13 protein-coding genes are annotated in these 19,253 nt (G+C 65.6%); 8 read left to right on the top strand and 5 right to left on the bottom strand.

Annotated elements, in window-relative coordinates; translation table 11 throughout:
• Positions 1-2: 2 nt before the first annotated feature.
• Both ACI6S0_RS08595 and ACI6S0_RS08600 read left to right on the top strand, forming a co-directional pair.
• Entirely contained in the window at positions 3-3,062 is a 3,060-nt protein-coding gene (locus ACI6S0_RS08595; protein WP_434405527.1) for a TonB-dependent receptor domain-containing protein, read from the top strand.
• Between the two features lie 79 nt (positions 3,063-3,141).
• Positions 3,142-5,007 (top strand): gamma-glutamyltransferase family protein, encoded by a 1,866-nt coding sequence (locus tag ACI6S0_RS08600; RefSeq protein ID WP_434405528.1) that lies wholly within the window; start codon positions 3,142-3,144, stop codon positions 5,005-5,007.
• 52 nt (positions 5,008-5,059) lie between these two features.
• On the opposite strand, the gene ACI6S0_RS08605 is transcribed toward ACI6S0_RS08600, so the two are convergent.
• The 4 genes from ACI6S0_RS08605 to ACI6S0_RS08620 form a co-directional block, all read right to left on the bottom strand.
• Positions 5,060-6,505: an amino acid permease gene (locus tag ACI6S0_RS08605; protein WP_434405529.1), complete on the bottom strand. Its 1,446-nt coding sequence runs from the start codon at positions 6,503-6,505 to the stop codon at positions 5,060-5,062.
• Positions 6,506-6,556: 51 nt separating this feature from the next.
• Positions 6,557-7,207 carry a GntR family transcriptional regulator gene (locus ACI6S0_RS08610; RefSeq protein ID WP_004212495.1) on the bottom strand — a complete coding sequence of 217 codons (651 nt, stop codon included), beginning with the start codon at positions 7,205-7,207 and terminating at the stop codon, positions 6,557-6,559.
• Positions 7,208-7,292: 85 nt separating this feature from the next.
• Positions 7,293-8,300, bottom strand: a complete 1,008-nt coding sequence (locus ACI6S0_RS08615) for a 4-hydroxyproline epimerase (protein WP_434405530.1) — start codon at positions 8,298-8,300, stop codon at positions 7,293-7,295.
• Positions 8,300-9,214 carry a dihydrodipicolinate synthase family protein gene (locus tag ACI6S0_RS08620; RefSeq protein ID WP_434405531.1) on the bottom strand — a complete coding sequence of 305 codons (915 nt, stop codon included), beginning with the start codon at positions 9,212-9,214 and terminating at the stop codon, positions 8,300-8,302. The genes ACI6S0_RS08615 and ACI6S0_RS08620 overlap by 1 nt, the downstream gene beginning before the upstream one ends.
• Positions 9,215-9,283: 69 nt before the next feature.
• Here ACI6S0_RS08620 and ACI6S0_RS08625 point away from each other — a divergent pair, with 69 nt between their 5' ends.
• Both ACI6S0_RS08625 and ACI6S0_RS08630 read left to right on the top strand, forming a co-directional pair.
• Positions 9,284-10,534 (top strand): NAD(P)/FAD-dependent oxidoreductase, encoded by a 1,251-nt coding sequence (locus ACI6S0_RS08625; protein ID WP_434405532.1) that lies wholly within the window; start codon positions 9,284-9,286, stop codon positions 10,532-10,534.
• 3 nt (positions 10,535-10,537) lie between these two features.
• On the top strand, positions 10,538-11,740 hold the full coding sequence (locus tag ACI6S0_RS08630) for a M24 family metallopeptidase (protein WP_434405533.1): 1,203 nt from the start codon (positions 10,538-10,540) through the stop codon (positions 11,738-11,740).
• Between the two features lie 15 nt (positions 11,741-11,755).
• Here ACI6S0_RS08630 and ACI6S0_RS08635 read toward each other — a convergent pair whose 3' ends face one another.
• Positions 11,756-12,814 (bottom strand): Ldh family oxidoreductase, encoded by a 1,059-nt coding sequence (locus ACI6S0_RS08635; protein WP_434405534.1) that lies wholly within the window; start codon positions 12,812-12,814, stop codon positions 11,756-11,758.
• A gap of 73 nt (positions 12,815-12,887) precedes the next feature.
• Between ACI6S0_RS08635 and ACI6S0_RS08640 the strand changes: the two genes are divergently transcribed.
• From ACI6S0_RS08640 to ACI6S0_RS08655, 4 genes are all read left to right on the top strand, one after another.
• The gene (locus ACI6S0_RS08640) at positions 12,888-15,296 is read left to right on the top strand and encodes a beta-L-arabinofuranosidase domain-containing protein (protein WP_434405535.1); all 2,409 of its coding nucleotides are present in this window, start codon (positions 12,888-12,890) and stop codon (positions 15,294-15,296) included.
• Positions 15,297-15,381: 85 nt separating this feature from the next.
• Positions 15,382-17,184: a DUF885 domain-containing protein gene (locus tag ACI6S0_RS08645; RefSeq protein ID WP_434405536.1), complete on the top strand. Its 1,803-nt coding sequence runs from the start codon at positions 15,382-15,384 to the stop codon at positions 17,182-17,184.
• A gap of 37 nt (positions 17,185-17,221) precedes the next feature.
• Positions 17,222-17,653, top strand: a complete 432-nt coding sequence (locus ACI6S0_RS08650) for a YybH family protein (RefSeq protein WP_017502456.1) — start codon at positions 17,222-17,224, stop codon at positions 17,651-17,653.
• Positions 17,650-19,152 (top strand): peptide MFS transporter, encoded by a 1,503-nt coding sequence (locus ACI6S0_RS08655; protein ID WP_434405537.1) that lies wholly within the window; start codon positions 17,650-17,652, stop codon positions 19,150-19,152. The genes ACI6S0_RS08650 and ACI6S0_RS08655 overlap by 4 nt, the downstream gene beginning before the upstream one ends.
• Positions 19,153-19,253: the final 101 nt, after the last annotated feature.

Here is a 19,253-nt window from a genome sequence, read left to right on the forward strand (position 1 = left end):
GCATGGCCCAGGCCCAGTCCAGCACAGAAGCCGCCCCGCAGGCCGGTGAACCGGCCGCTGCGGAAATCGTCGTCATCGGTTCCCAGATCAAGGGCGCCAATACCGCCGGCGCGCTGCCGGTCAGCCTGGTCGGCGAAGAGCAGATCGAGGCCGTGGCCGCCGTTTCGGGTGCCGACCTCTATCGCTCCATCCCGCAACTGGGTGGCGTCACCTTCAACGAACAGGTGCTGGGCGGCGGCAACGCCAATGCCGCGCGCGGCGACGTATCGACCGTTTCGCTGCGTGGCCTGGGCCAGGGCAATACGTTGCTGCTGATCAACGGCCGTCGCACCGTGCTGCACCCGACATCGCAGGCGATCACCGGCGTGGTCGATTCCGGCGTCCCGACCTTCGGCTACAATGCCAACACCATTCCCGTCGGCAATATCGAGCGCGTCGAAGTGCTGCGCGACGGCGCAGCCGCCCTCTATGGTTCGGACGCGGTCGCCGGCGTCGTCAACAATGTGCTCCAGTCCGACTACAAGGGCGCCAAGTTCGACGTCCAATATGGCGGCGCGGAAGGCACCAATCTGCGCGAATTTGCCGCCAATGGCCTGGTCGGGTTCGACTTCGCCGAAGGCCGCGGCAATATCTCGATCTTCGGCGGCTATGCGCAGAAGTCGAAACTCTATCTCAGCGACCAGGATTATACCGCCAGCGTCGATCGGCGCGGCTATGTCGCCGGCACCCCCTTCGCCAATGTCGCGGCCTGGAACGGCACCAGCACCAGCACGCCCTGGGGCACCTTCCGCGTTGTCCGCCCCGGCGGCGGCGCCAATTTCCTCAACCAGACGCTCACCAGCAACGGCACTGCCTTCACCAACAGTTCGGGCCAGTTCCACATCCAGCCCAGCGCCAATGCCGGTTGCCGGATCGCATCGGGCACGCCCGACACCTGCTATGATGACGGCAATGGCGCGACGGAAATGTCGGGTGCGGATTCCAACCTGCGCTTCAATTCGCCGGCGACCTTTGACGACCTGACCGCCCAGCCTTCGGTCAAGCGCATCAATATCTTCTCCTACATCAACTATGAACTGTCGGACGCCCTCTCCTTCTTCGGCGAGGTCGGCTTCTATCGCGGCAAGACCAGTTCGACGATCGGCGCGCCCGGCTCGCTCGCCAACATCCCGATCACCGTGGCGGCCAATGCCTATTGGAACCCGCTTGGCCCGGTCGGATCACCCAACCGCCTGCCCGGCCTCGACCTTTCGGTGGTTCCGGCCGAGGGCTTGCCGGTCCAGATCACCTCGCTCAGCTATGTCGATGTGGGATCGCGCAAGGTCGACGTGACCAATTACCAATATCGTTTCCTGGGCGGCCTGCGCGGCAGTATCGGCGATTTCGACTGGGAATCGGCCGGCCTCTACACCTGGGCCACGGCCAAGGACACGCAGGAGAATTTCTCCAACACGCTGCTGCAACAGGCGATCAACAAGACCACGCCCGACGCCTATAATCCGTTCAACGGCGGCTGCGTCGACACGCCCTCGATCGGCGACTGCACGCCCAACAGCCAGTCGACGATCGACAGCTTCATGATCGAGGCGACCCGCAAGACCCGCACCTCGCTGGCATTGTGGGACTTCAAGGTGTCGAACGCCAATCTGCTGGGCCTGTGGGCCGACAACAGCATCGGCGTCGCGGCCGGCATCGAATGGCGGCGCGAGACCTATCATGACAATCGCTCCACCTATCAGGGCGGCATTGCCGGGGTCGACACCACCTATACCGATGCGGTCACCGGCGTCTTCTATGGCTCCGACCTTGGCGGTGCCAGCCCCAGCCCGGACGTACGCGGCAAGCGCAACGTGAAGTCCGCCTATGCCGAACTCGCCATCCCGATCTTCAGCCCGGAAATGGAAATCCCCATGTTCCGTCGCCTGAATTTCCAGGTCGCGGGCCGTTACGAGGATTATAGCGACGTCGGCTCTGTGGCGAAGCCCAAAATCGCGGGATCGTGGGAATTGCTGGAGGGCATGATGCTGCGCGGCTCCTGGTCGCAGGGCTTCCGTGCGCCGAACCTGGAGGTCATCAACACCTCCACGCTCGATCGCGTCAATGGCGGCTTCGACTATGTGCTGTGCGATGCCGATGTCCGCTCCGGGCGCGCGACCAACTTCTCCAGCGCGGTCTGCAACGTGTCGGTGCTGCGTCGCAGCGGCGGCAACCCGAACCTGAAGCCCGAGGAATCGACCAGCTGGAGCTTCGGCGCCGTGCTGTCGCCGAAACTGGGCGATGGCCTCGGCAAGGTCACCTTCACCGTCGACCGCTGGAAGATCCAGCAGAAGAATGTCGTGGGCCTGCTCGACTATCAAAATGCGCTCAACCTCGACTATCTGCTGCGCACCCAGGGCAGCAGCAACCCCAACGTCATCCGCCGCGATCCGACGGCGGACGATATCGCCCGCGTCGCCGGCACCGGCCTCGCACCGGTGGGCGAACTGCTCTACGTCGTCGCCAATTTCCAGAATCTGCTGCCGGTCACCGTTCAGGGCATCGACTTCAATCTGGACTATTTCCTGCCCACGACGTCGGTCGGCACCTTCTCGCTCAACGTGAATGCCTCGCGCCTGATCAGCTATTATGTCGACGCCCCGGCGGGCGTGCAGCAGGTGATTGCGGGACAGGCCGCTGGCGAGATCAATGCCGGCGTGCCGATCCAGGGCGGCGGCGACGTCATCGGTCGCGATGGCCAGCCGCGCTGGCGGCTTTCGGCAACCTTCGACTGGTCGCTCGGCCCGTGGAAGATCGGCGCCTTCACGCAATATATCGACAGCGTCTATGAAAATGGCGTGCGCGATGCGTCCGCCAATCCCTGGACGGTGAAGGGCCAGACGACGGTCAATCTCTATGGCCAATATACGTTCAAGAATGACGGCCCATTGAACGGCACCACCGTCCAGATCGGCGCGCGCAACATCTTCGACAAGGATCCGCCGCTCTCGTCCGCCGGCTATCTGTCGAGCCTCTACCAGCCGCAGGCGCGCTACTGGTACACCAGCCTGAAGAAGGTCTTCTAAAGGCTTGCAAGACATGGGCACGGCGCGATGCTGCCGTGCCCATTCCTCCTTTTCCTTTCCCCTGCAAGGTCGCCCCGCCATGTCCGATACGCCCCCATCCTTCCTGGATCGCCGCGAAATGCTGGCCGCCGGCCTTGCCGGCATGGCGCTCTCCGCCCTGCCCGGCCGCGCTTTGGCCCAATCGGGCGCACGCGCGCCCGACGCGCCCCGCACCGGCAGCGCCAGCGTCGCCGCGCACCGGGTCGAAGTGCCCATGCCGCATGGCGGCGTGACCGCCGGCCATCCACTGGCCGCCATGGCCGGCACCCGCATGCTGATGCAGGGCGGCACCGCCGCTGATGCCGTGGTCGCGGCGATGGCGGTCATGAACGTGGTCGAACCCTGGGCATCCAGCGCGGGCGGCAACGGCTTTGCCACCTGTCTCGATCGCAAGACGGGCAAGGTCCAGTCACTGGCCTTCACCGGCGGCGCGCCGCGCCTGCTCGATCCCGATGGCGATCCCAAGGCGCTGGACCATGGCCCCAAGGCACTGACCGTGCCGGGCGCCTTTGGCGGCTGGATCGCGCTGGCCCGCCGGTTCGGCAAATTGCCGCTCTCGACCCTGCTCGAACCGGCGATCGGCTATGCCCGCGACGGCCATCCGCTCGACGCCTCCATCGCGATGTTCATCACGCGCGCGCAGAAGACATTGGCGCTCTATCCGACCAGCGCGGCGATCTTCCTGCCCGGTGGCCAGCCCCCGGCGCCCCGTTCCATCTTCCGCAATCCCGATCTGGCCCGCAGCTTTCAGGCCCTTGCCGATGCGGAAAGCCAGGCGCTCAAGGGCGGCGCCGATCGGGATCGCGCGCTGCAGGCGGCGCATGACTATTTCTACACCGGCCCGATCGCGCAGGAATTTGCCCGCTTCTCGAAGGAGACCGGCGGCTGGCTGCGGCTCGATGACCTCAAGGCCTATCAGCCGCGCTGGGACGATCCGGTGACGACCAATTATCGCGGGCTGGATGTCTATTGCAGCCCGCTGACCTCGCGCACGGGACTCGAATTGTGCGAACAGCTCAATCTGGTCGAGGGGCTCGACCTCGCCGCGCTGCCCGCCGACGATCCCCTCTTCACCCATTATCTGATCGAGGCGATCAAGGTCGCGAAGGCCGATGTCTATAAATATGCCGCAGATCCCAAATTCGCGCAGACGCCGGTCGAGGGGCTGCTGTCCAAGCGCTTCGCCGCCGAGCGACGCAAGCTGATCGATGCGGCCCGCGCGGGCCTCTATCCGCAGGGCGGCAATGCCGCCGCCTTCGACAAGGTCGCGCTGGAGCGGGCAAGGCAGGATTTCGCGCATCAGGGTGACGATCACACGCGCGGCGGCGACACCACCAGCCTGTCGGCGGTCGATGCCGACGGCAATGCCATCGCGGTCACGACCACCGTCGGCGGTGGCTTTGGCACCTTCCTGGTGATGGGCAATACCGGCATATTGTTCAACAACGGTCTGCGCCTGGGGTCGTCCGCCCCCTATGCCGGCCATCCCAACAAGGTCGCACCGGGCAAGGTCGCCCTGCTCGGCAATGGCCCGACCATCGTCCTCGACAAGGGCCGGCTGAAACTGGTCTTCGGATCGCCTGGCGGCGAGACGATCGGCCAGACCCAGTTCCAGTTCCTGGTCAATGTCGTCGATCGCGGCCTGCCGATCCAGGCCGCGATCGAAGCACCGCGCTTCGCGCTCGACGCCGATCCCAATTTCTACAAGCCCGGCGCGGCGATCACCGTGCAGGCGGAACGACGATTCCCCGACGCAACGATCCAGCGCCTGACCGCGATGGGGCACAAGATCGAACTGGTCGGCCCCTATGCGATCGGCAGCGTACAAGGCATTTTGGCCGACCCATCGGGCGCCCGCATGGCCGGCGCCGATCCCCGCCGCATGGGTTATGCTGTGGGCTATTGAACAAGCCGGCCAGTCGCTGTGACGCAACTAGCCGGCTCAGGTTACGGCTGCACTATTCCGGCAGGCCTTCCTCGCTTGCCGCACGGCCGGTGGTACGCAGCAGGCTGCGGCCGCGGCTATAGGCGAAATAGAGAGCCAGACCGACAAGGTTCCACAGGCCAAAGCGCAGCAGCGTCTTTTCCGGCAGGCTGATCAGCAGATAGATACAGCCGACGATCGCCAGCGTACCGACCAGATAGGGCTGCGGGCAGCGGAAGACGCGCGGCATTTCCGGCGCCTTGCGGCGCAGCGCCATCATGCAGCCGGCGACCGCGATGAAGGCGATCAGCGTGCCGGCATTGGCCAGTTCGGCAATCTCGTCGAGGCGGAAGAAGCCGGCGACGGCCGCGACGAAGACGCCGGTGATCGCGGTTATGCGGGCAGGCGAGCCGGTCTTTTCCGACACCTTGCTGAGCGATCGCGGCAGCAGCCCGTCGCGTGCCATGACGAAGAAGATGCGGCTCTGGCCATACATCATGACCAGGATGACGGAGGGCAGCGCGACCAGCGCGGCGCCTGCCACCAGCCAGGCGGCGACCGGATGCTCCAGCGTGCGCAGCACCAGCGCCAGTGGTTCGGACGAACCGGCCAGCGCCCGATAGTCGAGCGCGCCGATCGCCGCGACCGCGACCGCCATATAGATGAGGGTGCAGACCGCCATCGATCCGACGATGCCGATGGTGAGGTCACGGCCAGGATTGCGCGCTTCCTCTGCCGAGGTCGCGACCGCATCAAAACCGTAGAAGGCGAAGAAGACGATAGCCGCCGCCGCCATCACGCCGCGCGTCATGCCACCTTCCACATGGCTGACGAAGCCATAGGGCATGAAGGGCTGGAGATGGTCGGACTGGAAGGCGGGCAGCGCCAGCGCGACGAAGGCGGCGAGCGCGGTCAGCTTGATGACCACCAGAACGATGTTGAGCGTCGCGCTTTCCCGCGTGCCCGCGATCAGCATGCCGGCGATCGCCAGTGCCACAAGCACGGCAGGCAGGTTGACGATGCCACCGCCATGTGGCCCGGCGAGCAGCATCGGCGGCAAACTGATCCCCGCCTGCTGTACCCAGCCGACCAGATAGCCCGACCAGCCGACCGCCACGGTGCTGCACGCCAGCGAATATTCCAGGATCAGGCTCCACCCCACGACCCAGGCCAGCGTCTCCCCCAGCACCGAATAGGTGTAGGTATAGGCGCTGCCCGCGGTCGGGATCAGCGTGGCCAGTTCGGCATAGGCCAGCGCAGCGCAGGCGCATACGGCCCCCGCAATGGCGAAGGCCAGGATCACCGCCGGCCCCGCCCGGTCGGCGCCCACGCCGGTCAGCGTGTAGATGCCGGTGCCGACGATCGCCCCGACCCCCAGCGCGATCAGATGCGGCCAGGACAATGTCTTGCGCAACTGTTGATGCTGCGCGTGATGACCGGCGCCGATCGGCTTGATCGGTCCCCAAAATCCAGTGCTCAACCGAAATTTCCTTCCCTGTTCTTATGGACGTTCCGGTTGCTCGGTTATGGTTCAGTCGTCGGCGTCGAGCTGAACCATGAGATCGTCCATGGTTTTGCGGATATGTGCGACCGTGAGTTCGCGGATCAGTTGGCCGTCGCGGGCAAGCCAGGCATCGAGCATCTCGCGATGTTCGTCATTGGCGCGTTCGTCGCGGCCGAGCGGCTCCAGATGCTTGCGGACATAGCGTTCCGACAGGATGTGGAGCCGTTCGAGAATATTGACCGACAGCGGCTGGTTGCTGGGGCGCAGCAGCGCCATGTGGAAGGCGCGGTTGAACGCGCCCACCCCGTCGCCGCCTTCGTCGGTGACCTGATAGAGGGTGGCCAGCGTGTTGATCGCGGCCTGATGCTCCGCCTCGTCCGCCCGTTCGGCGGCCAACGCCATAACATCGGGTTCCAGCTTTAGGCGCAGCGCATAGACTTCGTCCGCCTCCACCCGATTGAGGCTCCGCACGAAGAAGCCGCGATTGGCCTGCGACTTGAGCAGTCCTTCCTGCTCCAGTCGGGCCAGTGCCTCGCGCAGCGGAATCTTGCTGATCCCCAGTTCGGCGGCCAGCGCGTCCTGGCGGATCGGTCCGTCGGGCGGCACCCGGCCGGACAGGATGCGCTCACGGACAAGATCGACCAACTGGTCGGACAGGTTTCGGATGACTAGGCTCATGCGGCGAACATAGCACAGAGCGGACGGCGGAATACAACTTCGTATATGATGGACGATCCCGTCCGCCCGCTCTGCGCCTTCGATTTCATACGACCGTGAAGCCGGCCCAGAACGGGTCTTCGCGGTCGACCCAGATGGTGTTGAAACCGGTGGCGATCGCCGATCCCTCGATCGAGGGAATGATCGCCTTCTGGTCGCCGATCATCGTCTCGGCCTCGACCCGGCCGATGAAGCGGCTGCAGATATAGCTTTCATGCACGAACCGGTCGCCGACCTTCAGCTTGCCCTTGGCCGCCAGATGCGCAAGCCGCGCTGACGTGCCGGTGCCGCAGGGGCTGCGGTCGATCGCCCGCTCGCCATAGAAGACGGCGTTGCGGCCATCGGCGCCCTCACCCTTGGGCTTGTCGGCCCACAGCACATGGCTCACCCCCTTGATGCTGGGTTCGAGCGGATGGACCGGCTGATATTGCGCGCGCACCAGTTCGCGAATGGTGCGACTGAGTTCCACGATGCGCGATGCGCCGAGGTCGTCGAGGCCGGTATAAGCGCCCCGCGGTTCGACGATCGCGTAGTAATTGCCGCCATAGGAGACATCGACGCTGAGCGGCCCGAAACCCGGCACATCGATTGCGATCCCCTCCGCCGCCAGATAGGCGGGGACGTTGCGGATCTTGACCGATGTCACGCGCTTGCCGTCGGTCGTGTAATCGATGTCGATGACGCCGGCTGGCACTTCGACCCGCAGCCTGCCCGGCGTCGCCGGCTGGATCAAGCCATTTTCCAGGCCGAACGTCACCATGCCGATCGTGCCATGGCCGCACATCGGCAGACAGCCGCTGGTCTCGATGAAGAGAATACCGATGTCGGTATCGTCGCGCGTCGGCGGGTAGAGGAAGCCGCCCGACATCATGTCATGGCCACGCGGTTCGAAGCAGAGACTGGTGCGGATCCAGTCGAAGCGGTCGAGAAAGTCCAGGCGGCGTTCCGCCATGGACTTTCCCTTGAGCAGCGGCGCGCCGCCCGCGACCAGACGGACGGGATTGCCCGCCGTATGGCCGTCTATGCAGAAGAAGGTGTGGCGCACCGCGGACATCAGACCGCCGTCAGGCTGGGCTGGGTGGCAGCGCACTGCTCGACCCAGCGGATGACGTCAGCGCGGCGCTGACCTTCCAGCGGCATGCGCGGCAAACGGACATGCTCGGTGCCGCGTCCCATGATGCTTTCGGCGAGCTTGATCGACTGGACCAGATCATGATCGGCATCGAGGTGCAGCAGCGGCATGAACCAGCGATAGATGCGCAGGGCTTCTTCCAGATCGCCCCGGTTGATCGCCGCGACCAGCGCCACGGATTCGCGCGGGAAGGCGCTGGTGAGACCGGAAATCCAGCCATGGGCGCCCAGCAACAACCCCTCGAACGCGACATCGTCCAGGCCCGCCATCAGGATATAGCGGTCGCCAAAGGCGTTGATCAGGTCGGTGAAGCGGCGCGGATCGGGTGCGCTTTCCTTGACCGCGACGATGTTGGGCGTGTCGGCGAGGCGGGTGAGCGCGTCGATGCCGATATTCACGCGATAGGCCGGCGGGTTGTTGTAGAGCATGATCGGCAGCGACGTCGCCTTGGCCACCGTCTCGAAATGAGTGCAAAGCTCGCCCACGGTCGGCACATAGACCATGGCGGGCAGCAGCATCAGCCCGTCAACGCCCAGCTTTTCCGCGTCCTGCGCGAAGGTGACGGCGCGGCGTGTGGTGAATTCGGACACGCCGACCAGGATCGGCACGCGGCCGTCCACGACCTCGACCGCCGCCTTGACGACAGCGCGCTTTTCTTCGGGTTCCAGCGAGTTGTTCTCACCACAGGTGCCGGCGATGATGAGGCCGTCGACGCCATCCTTCACCAGCGCATCCAGGACAGCCTGGGTTGCGGGGATATCAACGTCCAGATCGGGGGTGAACTGGGTGGTGGCGGCAGGGTAGACACCACGCCACGTCAATTTTGAGGAATTCACATAAGCCTCCGTTGAAACTGAGGATCGTATACGGTATCTAATTGTCAACGCCAAGTGAAAAGAAGTCAATTGACCCAACACGCAATCATCATCGGCGGCGGCATCGTCGGAACATCCTGCGCTATCCGATTGCAGGAAAAGGGAATTTCAACACTGCTGATCGAACGGGAAAGCCCGCTGCGCGGCGCATCCTGGGGCAATGCGGGCCATGTCGCGGTGGAGCAGATCGACCCGCTCGCGTCGATGGCAACAGTGAAGAGCTTCCCCCGACGGCTGTTCTGGCGCGGCGGCGCGCTCGGCCTGCCCTGGCGCGACATCGGTCGCTGGCTGCCCTTTTCACTGCGCCTGTTGAATGCCGCGCGCCCGTCGCGCTTTGCGGCAGGACGCGCGGCGTTAAAGGCGCTGCTGGGTCAGGCGATGCCGGCCTGGCAGCGGATCGACGCGCTATGCGCCGGGCCGAGCCACCTGATCGAGGATGGGCATTTCATCGTCTGGGAAAGCGAGGCGAGCGCGCTGGCCGGGCACCGCGCCTGGATGGCCGCCGATTGCGGCACGGCGCGTTTCCGCGACGCGACGGCGCGCGAGATGGCCCTGCTCGAAGCCCTGTTCCCCCATCCGATCATCGGCGCGATTCGCTGTGAGGGCAGCGGCCGCATCGCCGACCCGACCCGGCTGGCGCAGGATCTGAGAGAGGCGCTGCTGGCGGCAGGCGGGCGGATCGAGCAGGCGGAGGTTGGCGCGCTTCCTACCCGTGATGGACAGGCACAGGTGCAACTGGCCGACGGCCGGACGCTGGACGCGGACCATATCATCGTCGCGACCGGTACCGCATCGGACGCACTGCTGCGCCCGCTGGGCCACAAGGTCCCGATCATCGCCGAACGCGGCTATCATCTGCAGACGCCGAACCCGCCCGAAGGCTGGCCGATGGACATGCCGCCGGTGGTGTTCGAGGATCGATCGATGATCGTCACCCGGTTCGAAAGCGGCCTGCGCGCAGCGAGCTTCGTCGAATTTTCTAGCCTTTCCGCCCGGCCGGACCCGCGCAAATGGCAAAGGCTGCGCGCCCATGCCGCCGCGCTGGGCCTGCCGATCGAGGCGGACGCCAGGCCTTGGATCGGCGCGCGCCCGACCCTGCCCGATTATCTGCCGGCGATCGGCCGGAGTGACCGCGCGGAAAACCTGCTCTATGCGTTCGGCCACCAGCATCTGGGGCTGACATTGGGACCGCTGACCGGCGAAATCATCGCCGCGCTGGCCACCGGCGCAACCCCGCCGGTCGACGCCACGCCCTTTTCGCTCCGCCGCTTTGAAGGATAGAGTATGACACAACAGATCGGCGGCTCCGATGCCGCCACCGAACTGGCCGGGCTTGCCCCCTGGTCCGATCGTGCGCCGGCTATCACGGCGTCCGAATATCAGGCGCGCATTACCAAAGCCCGCACCCTGATGGCGCAGGAAGGGCTCGACGCGCTGTTGATCGATGCCGGGACCAGCCTCGCCTATTTCGCTGGCGTCCCCTGGGGCGCGAGCGAGCGACTGGTGGCGATGCTGCTGCCTCTCACCGGCGAGCCGATCCTGATCTGCCCGCGCTTCGAACGCGGCTCGCTGGAAGCCGACCTCAAGATCGACGCCGGCGACCTGCGCCTGTGGGAGGAGGATGAAAGCCCGTCCGCGCTCGTCGCCGACGCGCTCCGGACGCTGGGCGTCGCCCGGCTGGGGATCGACCCGGCCATGGCCTTCCTGTTCGTCGAGCGCATTCGCGCTGCCGCGCCGGACGTGACGCTGGTTGCCGCCTCGGCCGTGATCGACGGTTGCCGCAGCCGCAAGTCGGCCGCCGAACTGGCGCTGATGCAGCAGGCCAAGTCGATGACGCTGGAGGTGCATCGCCGCGCTGCCCGCATCCTGCGCCCCGGCATCACCGCGACCGAGGTGCGCCGCTTCATCGAGGCCGCGCACCGGGCGCTCGGCGCATCGGGCAGCAGCTTCTGCATCGTCCAGTTCGGCCGATCGACCGCCTATCCCCACGGCCTGCCGGGCGAGAGCGTGCTGGCCGAAGGCGACATGGTGCTGATCGATACCGGCTGCACCATCGGCGGCTATCATAGCGACATCACCCGATCCTATGTCTATGGCGAGGCCGATGCCGAGCAGCGGCGCATCTGGGCCTTGGAGAAGGAGGCGCAGCAGGCCGCGTTCGACGCGGTCAAGCCCGGCGTCCCCTGTGGCGCGATCGACGCGGCGGCGCGGCGCCTGCTGGAGGCGGCGGGCCTTGGCCCTGACTACAGCCTGCCCGGCCTGCCCCATCGCACCGGTCATGGCATCGGCCTGTCGATCCATGAGGCGCCCTATCTGGTGCGCGGCGACATGACCCCGCTGGAGCCGGGCATGTGCTTCTCCAACGAGCCGATGATCGTCGTGCCGGATCGCTTCGGCGTGCGGCTGGAGGATCATTTTTACGTGACCGAGACCGGGGCCGCCTGGTTCACCCCGCCCTCGGTCGCGATCGACCAGCCTTTTGCCTGAAATCGCTGGCGGCGCTCAGCTGAGCGCCGCCAGTTCCTCATAGAGCGCGCGGGGAATGCGGCAGCCCTGAGCGGGGGTGCGGCGACGCGCCGCGAAGCGCCGCTGCGATGGCAGGCGTGCGCCCTGGCCGGTAATGCCGTCGAACAGCGCCTCGGCCCGCTGCATATGCTCGGCGGCCGCCGCGCCCAGGAAGCCGGCGGGATCGATGGCGATGATGAGTTCGCCGCCATAGGGCGATGCCTTGGCGCCATCGTCATGCGCCAGCGATTCCGCACTGGTCATATCGCCGATCAGCGGCCCGGCAATCAGTTCGACCATCGCCGACAGGGCCGATCCCTTGTGCCCGCCAAAGGTCAGCAGCGCTCCGGCCAGGCCCGCTTCCGCGTCGGTGGTCGGATGGCCCTGGGCATCAATCGTCCAGCCCTCCGGAATCGGCTTGCCGGCACGGCGATGCAGTTCGATCTCGCCGCGCGCGACCGCGCTGGTGGCGAAATCGAAGACAAAGGGATCGCCGCCGGGGCGCGGCCAGCCAAAGGCGATCGGGTTGGTGCCGAACAGCGGCGAGGTGCCGCCGGCCGGCGCGACCCAGGCATGGCTGGGGGTGCAGGCAAAGGCAACCAGCCCCTGATCCGTCAGCGCCTCGATCTCCGGCCAGAGCGCGGCAAAATGCACGCAGCGATTGATGCCCATGGCGGCGATGCCCATCGTCCGTGCCTTTTCCACCAGCAAAGGCAATCCCGTAGCGAAAGCCAGTTGGGCAAAGCCGCCGGCCGCATCCACGCGCAGCAGCGCGGGCGAGACATGATGCACCACCGGCACGGCATCCGGCACAACCTTGCCGCTGTTGAGCGTATGGACGCAGTTGAGCAGGCGATAGACGCCATGCGACGCGCATTCATCGCGCTCGCCGGCAATGATCGTCGCGGCAACCGGGCCGACATGTGCCTCCGCCAGACCATGGCGGCGCAGCACGGCATGGGCCAGATCCGCGACCTGCTGCAGCGTCAGCGTGACGCTTTCGTCCGCGCTCATGCCTTTCTTGCCCGTGCCGCAGCGTTGAAGATAGACATGCATCCTCCATCTTGATCCCGAACCATAATCGCAATATCGTATACGGTATAACGATTACAGACAAGCCGGAGCCGCCATGTCCCACCGTCACACGCCCCTCAGCCGCAGGGCCATGTTGCTGGCCGCGACAGCCGCCGCGACGGCCCCCGCCTGGCAGGGATGGAGCAGCGTCGCCCATGCCGCAACCGGCAGTGCGCTGCCCGAATCGGCGCGCACCTTGCCGCTAAATGCGACCCGGCTTCTCCCCTCCCCCTTTGCCGACGCGGTCGAGGGCAATCGCCTCTATCTGCTGCGGCTGGAGCCGGATCGGCTGCTGCACAATTTCCGCAAACATGCCGGCCTGACGCCCAAGGGCGCCATTTATGGCGGCTGGGAAAATGATACCATCGCCGGCCATACGCTGGGCCATTATCTGACCGCGCTGGCGCTGATGCACGCCCAGACCGGCGACGCCGAATGCGCCCGCCGCGCCGCCTATATTATCGCCGAACTGGCCGAGTGCCAGGCGGCGGCCGGCGATGGCTATGTCGCGGGCTTCACCCGCCGTCGCGACGATGTGATCGAGGATGGCAGGCTGATCTTCCCGGAGATTATGCGCGGCGACATCCGATCGGCCGGGTTCGATCTCAACGGCTGCTGGGTGCCCTTCTATAATTGGCACAAGCTGTTCGCCGGCCTGTTCGACGCCGAAACCCATCTGGGCAACAGCCAAGCGCGCGGCGTCGCGCTGGCCCTGGGCGCCTATATCGACGGCGTGTTCGCGAAACTGGACGATGCACAGGTGCAGCAGGTGCTGGACTGCGAGCATGGCGGCATCAACGAGAGCTTCGCCGAACTGCACGCCCGCACCGGTGATCCGCGCTGGCTGGCGCTGGCCACGCGCCTGCGCCATCGCAAGGTGCTCGATCCGCTGGCCCAGCGGCAGAACAGCCTGCCCTGGATCCACGCCAATACGCAGATCCCCAAGCTGATCGGCCTTGCGCGCCTGCACGAGATCACCGGCAATGCCGCCGACGCAATCGCCGCCAACTTCTTCTGGGAGACCGTGGTCGGGCAATATAGCTATGTCATCGGCGGCAATGCCGACCGGGAATATTTCCCTGATCCCGGCACCATTTCCAAGCATATCACCGAACAGACCTGCGAAAGCTGCAACAGCTACAACATGCTGAAGCTGACCCGGCATCTCTATGCGTGGAAGCCCGAAGCGCGCCTGTTCGACTATTATGAGCGCGCCCATATCAACCATATCCTGGCGCATCAGAACCCGGCCACCGGCATGTTCGCCTATATGGTGCCGCTGATGTCGGGGTCGCACCGCGTCTGGTCGGAACCGTTCGACGATTTCTGGTGCTGCGTCGGCAGCGGCATGGAAAGCCATGCCAAGCACGGAGAAGCCATCTGGTGGGAAGATGCCGACCGGCCGGCCGACATGCTAATCGCCAATCTCTATATCCCCAGCGAAGCCGACTGGGCGGCGCGGGGCGCGAAGCTGCGGATCGAGACCGGCTATCCGTTCGACGGGCACATCGCGATGTCGATCCCGAAACTGGCGCGGGCCGGCCGCTTCACCCTGGCGCTGCGCATCCCCGGATGGTGCCAGGGCGCGCGTATCGCCGTCAACGGCACGCCCCTGCCCGCCCCGCGCATCGCCGATGGCTATGCCCTGATCGATCGCAAGTGGAAGGCCGGCGATCAGGTGACGCTGGACCTGCCGATGGCATTGCGGGTCGAAGCAACGCCGGATGATGCCCGGACCATCGCGCTGCTGCACGGCCCGGTCGTGCTGGCGGCCGATCTGGGCGCGGCGGACCAGCCCTTTGACGGTCCATCCCCGGCGCTGGTCGCCGCCGATGTGACGCAGGGCTTTGCCGCCACCCCCGGCGCCGTCCCCGCCTATCGCACCGCCGGCATCGGCAAGCCCGCCGACCTCAGCTTCGCGCCCTTCTTCCAGCAGCGCGATCGCCGCACCGCCGTCTATTTCAAGCGCTTCACCCAGCAGGAATGGGGCGTCGAACAACAAGCCTTTGCCGTCGAGCAGGCGCGCCTCCGTGACCTGGAGCGGCGCTCGGTCGATGTCATGCATCTGGGCGAGATGCAGCCCGAGCGCGATCATGGGCTGGAGGCGAAACTTTCCTACACCACAACCTATCGCGGACGGCATGGGCGCGACGCGCGCACCGACGGCCATTTCCAGTTCCGCATGAAGGTGAAGTCCGGCCCGCTGATCCTGCAGGCCACCTATTGGGGCGAGGAGCGCAACCGGCTGTTCGACATATTGGTCGATGGCCAGAAAATCGCGACGCAGAAGCTGGATGCCGACCGGCCGGGCGAATTTTTCGACGTCACCTACGCCATTCCCGAAGCACTGACGCGCGGCAAGAGCACGGTGATGATCCGCGTCCAGCCGGCCCCCGGCATGACGCGGGCCGGCCCGATGTTCGGCGCGCGCATTTTCACACCCGCCGGCGAAACACGCACTTGACCCGCCTTAATCAAGGTATATCGTATACATTATTGATAGGAGCGGGGCGCCGGATCGCTTCGCCGAACAGGGAAGAGAGACATTCATGAAAATGCCCCATGCCGCATCCTTGCTCGCCATCGCCTGGCTCGCCGGCACGGCCCCGGTTGTCCTCGCCCAGACGGCGCCGACCACCAATGCACCGGCCACACAGCCGACCGCCGCCGACCTGAAACTCAAGGCGTTGTATGACGCCGAATGGAGCTGGCGCCAGAAGGAATTCGCCCGCCTGCCCGACAGCGGCCGGACGGAAGGCGGCGCCGACGATCATCTGCCCAGCGTGACCGCCGCCACCCAGCAGCGCCGCTATGCCTATTGGAGCGATATCCTCAAACAGCTCGACCAGATTCCCGACGCGCAACTGTCGCATGAGGAATATATCAACAAGGCGGTGTTTAAGACCTCAGTCTGGGAGAATGCGACCAAGATCAAATACAAGACCTATGAGGCGCCGTTCAACAGCGACACCTTCTTCTGGACCGGCCTCAATCCGCGCACGCCCTTTTCCAGCGCCGACAATTATCGCCGCTATCTCGGCCGGATGAAGGACATCCCGCGCTATTTCGACGAGCAGATTGCGAACATGCAGGCGGGCCTGAAGCGCGGCTATACCGTGCCGCGCGTGTCGATCGAGGGGCGTGACAAGACGATCGAGCCGTTCCTGGCCGCTGGCACCGACAATCCCTTCTACAAGGCGTTCGCCGCGATGCCGGACACCATCCCGGCCGACCAGCGCCAGGCGATGCAGGCGCAGGCCCAGGCGCTGATCCGCGACGCCATCGCGCCCAGCTACCAGAAGCTGCTGACGTTCATGCGCGGCGAATATATGCCCAAGGCGCGCAAGACGATTGACGCCTATTCGCTGCCCGACGGCAAGGCCTTTTACCAGGACCAGATCCGCGAATATACGACGCTCGACCTGACGCCGCAGCAGATCCACGAGATCGGCCTCAAGGAAGTCGCGCGCATCGATGCGGACATGAAGAAGACGATGGCGGACGCCAAGTTCCAGGGGAGCTTCGCCGAATTCCTGGAATTCATGCGCACCGATCCGCAATTCTACGCCAAGACCCCGCGCGAGCTGCTGTCCTATTCCGCCTATGTCACCAAGAAGATGGACGGCAAGCTCAAGGACACGTTCAACAATCTGCCACGCTATCGCTTCACCATCCTGCCGGTGCCGGACGAGATCGCGCCCATCTACACCTCGGGTCGGGGCGGGCTCGAATCCTGCCTGATGAACACCTATGACCTGCCCTCGCGTCCGCTCTACAATCTGACCGCGCTGACCTTGCACGAATGCAATCCGGGCCACAGCTTCCAGGCCGCCTACGCGCTGGAAGCCCCCAACCGCCCGGCATTCCGTGGCCAGACCTATTTCTCGGGCTATGGCGAGGGCTGGGGCCTTTATACCGAATGGCTGGGGACCAAGCTGGGCATGTATGAGACGCCCTATGAGGAATTCGGCCGCGAGACGTTCGAAATGTGGCGCGCGGTGCGGCTGGTGATCGACACCGGCATGCACTCCATGGGTTGGACCCGCCAGCAGGCGATCGACTATATGGCCAGCCACACCGCGCTCGCGAAGCTCGACATCACCAATGAGGTCGATCGCTACATCGCCTGGCCGGCGCAGGCGCTGGCCTACAAGCTGGGCGAATTGTCGATCCGCAAGATGCGCGCCAAGGCCGAAGCGGAACTGGGCGACAAGTTCGATCAGCGCCCGTTCCACGACACGCTGCTCACCATGGGGTCGGTGCCGCTGCCGGTGATGGAGGCGGAGCTTGACCGCTTCATCCAGGCGGAAAAGGCCAAGGCCGCAGCCGGGGCGTCCGGTGCGGCGCAATAAGCGCATTCTCCTCCCCCTGATCGGCGCGGCGCTCTGCATGGGCGCCGCGCCGATCCCCCCTTCGGTGGAGACCGAGAAGGCGGCGATCCGGCAGGTGATCGCCGACATGGAGCTTGCCTGGAACCGGGGTGATTTTCGCGGCTATATGGCGGGCTTCCTCAACCCCGGCGTCACCTTCGTGTCGCGCGGCCAGTTCCAGCGCGACTGGCAGGGCACGCTCGACCATTATGTCCGCGACTATGGCGCCTCGCCCGAAACGCGCGGCACGCTCCATTTCTGCGACATCAGGATCGAGATGCTGGCACCCGACGCGGCCCAGCTGATCAGCCGCTTCCACCTTGCAGCCAAACCCGGCCAGTCCGGCATCAACACGCGGCTGATGCGCAAGGTCGAGGGCCGCTGGGTGATCGCTCTCAACCATGTGTCCGCGTTCGAGCCGGACGCGACCCACCCCGCCTATTGCCAATGAGCGCCATGCCCCCAGCCGATCATCACGCCACCGCCACCTTCCTCGGCCATCCGCGCGGCCTGTTCATCCTCTTCTTCACCGAATTATGGGAGCGTTTCTCCTTCTACGGCATGAGGGCGCTGCTGATCTTCTACCTGACCAAGCAGTTCCTCTTTTCCGACGAGCGCGCGGGCATGCTCTATGGCGCCTATATCGCGCTGGTGTTCGTCAGCCCGCTGGTCGGTGGCTGGCTGGCCGATCGCTATCTGGGCGCGCGCAAGGCAGTGTTGTTCGGCGGCATCGTCATCGCCTGCGGCCATATCCTCCTCGGCCTCGATGCGCTGGGCGGAGACCGTGAGAGCGCGACCCGCATCTTCCTCGCCGGCATGGCGGTGATCGTGGTCGGCACCGGCTTCCTCAAGGCCAATGTCTCGGTGCTGGTCGGCCAGCTCTATCCCCGCGACGACATGCGCCGCGACCCGGCCTACACCATCTTCTACATGGGAATTAATCTTGGCGGCGCGCTCGGTCCGCTCGTCTGCGGTTTGCTGGGCGAAACGATCGGCTGGTCCTGGGGCTTTGGCGCGGCGGCGCTGGGCATGATCCTGGGCATCATCGTCTTCGTCATGGGCAGGCCATTGTTGCAGGGCCAGGGCGAGGCGCCCGATCCGGCCTGGCTGGCGAGCCCACTATTCGGCATCCGACGCGAATATTGGCTTTACGCCAGCGCCCTGCCGTTCACCGCGGCGATGCTGGCCCTGCTCGCCAGCCCCGCGACGGTCGGTTATCTGCTGAGCGCCAGCGGGGTAGCCATGGGCATCGGCCTTGTCGCCTATGCCTGCCTGAAGCTCGATCCGGCGGCGCGCGGACGATTGCTGGTGGCGATCTTCCTGCTGGTGGTGCAGCCGGTCTTCTGGGGTCTGTTCGAACAGACGGGCTCCTCGCTCAACCTGTTCATCGATCGGCATGTCGACCGCACCATGTTTGGCATCACCGTGCCGGCCTCGCTGTTCCAGGCGGTCGGTCCCTTCTCCATCTTCCTGCTCGCGCCCTTCTTCGCCTGGCTATGGCTGAAGCTCGGCCGGCGCGGGCTGGAGCCGTCCGCCCCCGCCAAGTTCGGCCTGGCCATCATCCAGGTCGGCGCCGGTTTCCTGCTGCTGGTCGGCGCGGGCATGATGCTGCCGGGGGCGAAGATGCCGATGCTCTTCATCCTGCTGCTCTACCTGCTTCACACCATGGGCGAACTGTGCCTGTCGCCGGTCGGGCTGGCAGCGATGTCGCGCCTGTCGCCGCCCCATATGCTGGGACTGATGATGGGCACCTGGTTCCTGGCGACGGCGGGCGGCAATTTCATGTCGGGCGTGATCGCCGCCGCCATCGGCGCATCGGCAGGGGCCGACCAGGCCAGCACAGTGCTCGCCGCCTATGGCCGGATCGGCGGCCTTGCCATGCTGATCGGGCTTGCCGTCCTGGCACTTTCTCCGTGGATCGGCCGCCTCATGAAGCAAGGCGGCCGATAGCGTCTTTTGGGCAATGCGCGGAAGAGCGCATTTCCATTCCTTACCGGCCGCTCCCCCACCCGGCCACCCATATATACTGCCGTTGGGTGGCCGGGTGGGAG

The sequence above is a fragment of the Sphingobium sp. DN12 genome, from assembly GCF_051058005.1.
Taxonomy (GTDB): domain Bacteria; phylum Pseudomonadota; class Alphaproteobacteria; order Sphingomonadales; family Sphingomonadaceae; genus Sphingobium; species Sphingobium yanoikuyae.

Bases quoted from the DNA above. Each gene is read 5' to 3' on its own strand.
- ACI6S0_RS08595 (WP_434405527.1), top strand. From the start codon at position 3: ATGGCCCAGGCCCAGTCCAGCACAGAAGCCGCCCCGCAGGCCGGTGAA.
- ACI6S0_RS08600 (WP_434405528.1), top strand. From the start codon at position 3,142: ATGTCCGATACGCCCCCATCCTTCCTGGATCGCCGCGAAATGCTGGCC.
- ACI6S0_RS08610 (WP_004212495.1), bottom strand. From the start codon at position 7,207: ATGAGCCTAGTCATCCGAAACCTGTCCGACCAGTTGGTCGATCTTGTC.
- ACI6S0_RS08615 (WP_434405530.1), bottom strand. From the start codon at position 8,300: ATGTCCGCGGTGCGCCACACCTTCTTCTGCATAGACGGCCATACGGCG.
- ACI6S0_RS08630 (WP_434405533.1), top strand. From the start codon at position 10,538: ATGACACAACAGATCGGCGGCTCCGATGCCGCCACCGAACTGGCCGGG.
- ACI6S0_RS08635 (WP_434405534.1), bottom strand. From the start codon at position 12,814: ATGCATGTCTATCTTCAACGCTGCGGCACGGGCAAGAAAGGCATGAGC.
- ACI6S0_RS08640 (WP_434405535.1), top strand. From the start codon at position 12,888: ATGTCCCACCGTCACACGCCCCTCAGCCGCAGGGCCATGTTGCTGGCC.
- ACI6S0_RS08645 (WP_434405536.1), top strand. From the start codon at position 15,382: ATGAAAATGCCCCATGCCGCATCCTTGCTCGCCATCGCCTGGCTCGCC.
- ACI6S0_RS08650 (WP_017502456.1), top strand. From the start codon at position 17,222: ATGGGCGCCGCGCCGATCCCCCCTTCGGTGGAGACCGAGAAGGCGGCG.
- ACI6S0_RS08655 (WP_434405537.1), top strand. From the start codon at position 17,650: ATGAGCGCCATGCCCCCAGCCGATCATCACGCCACCGCCACCTTCCTC.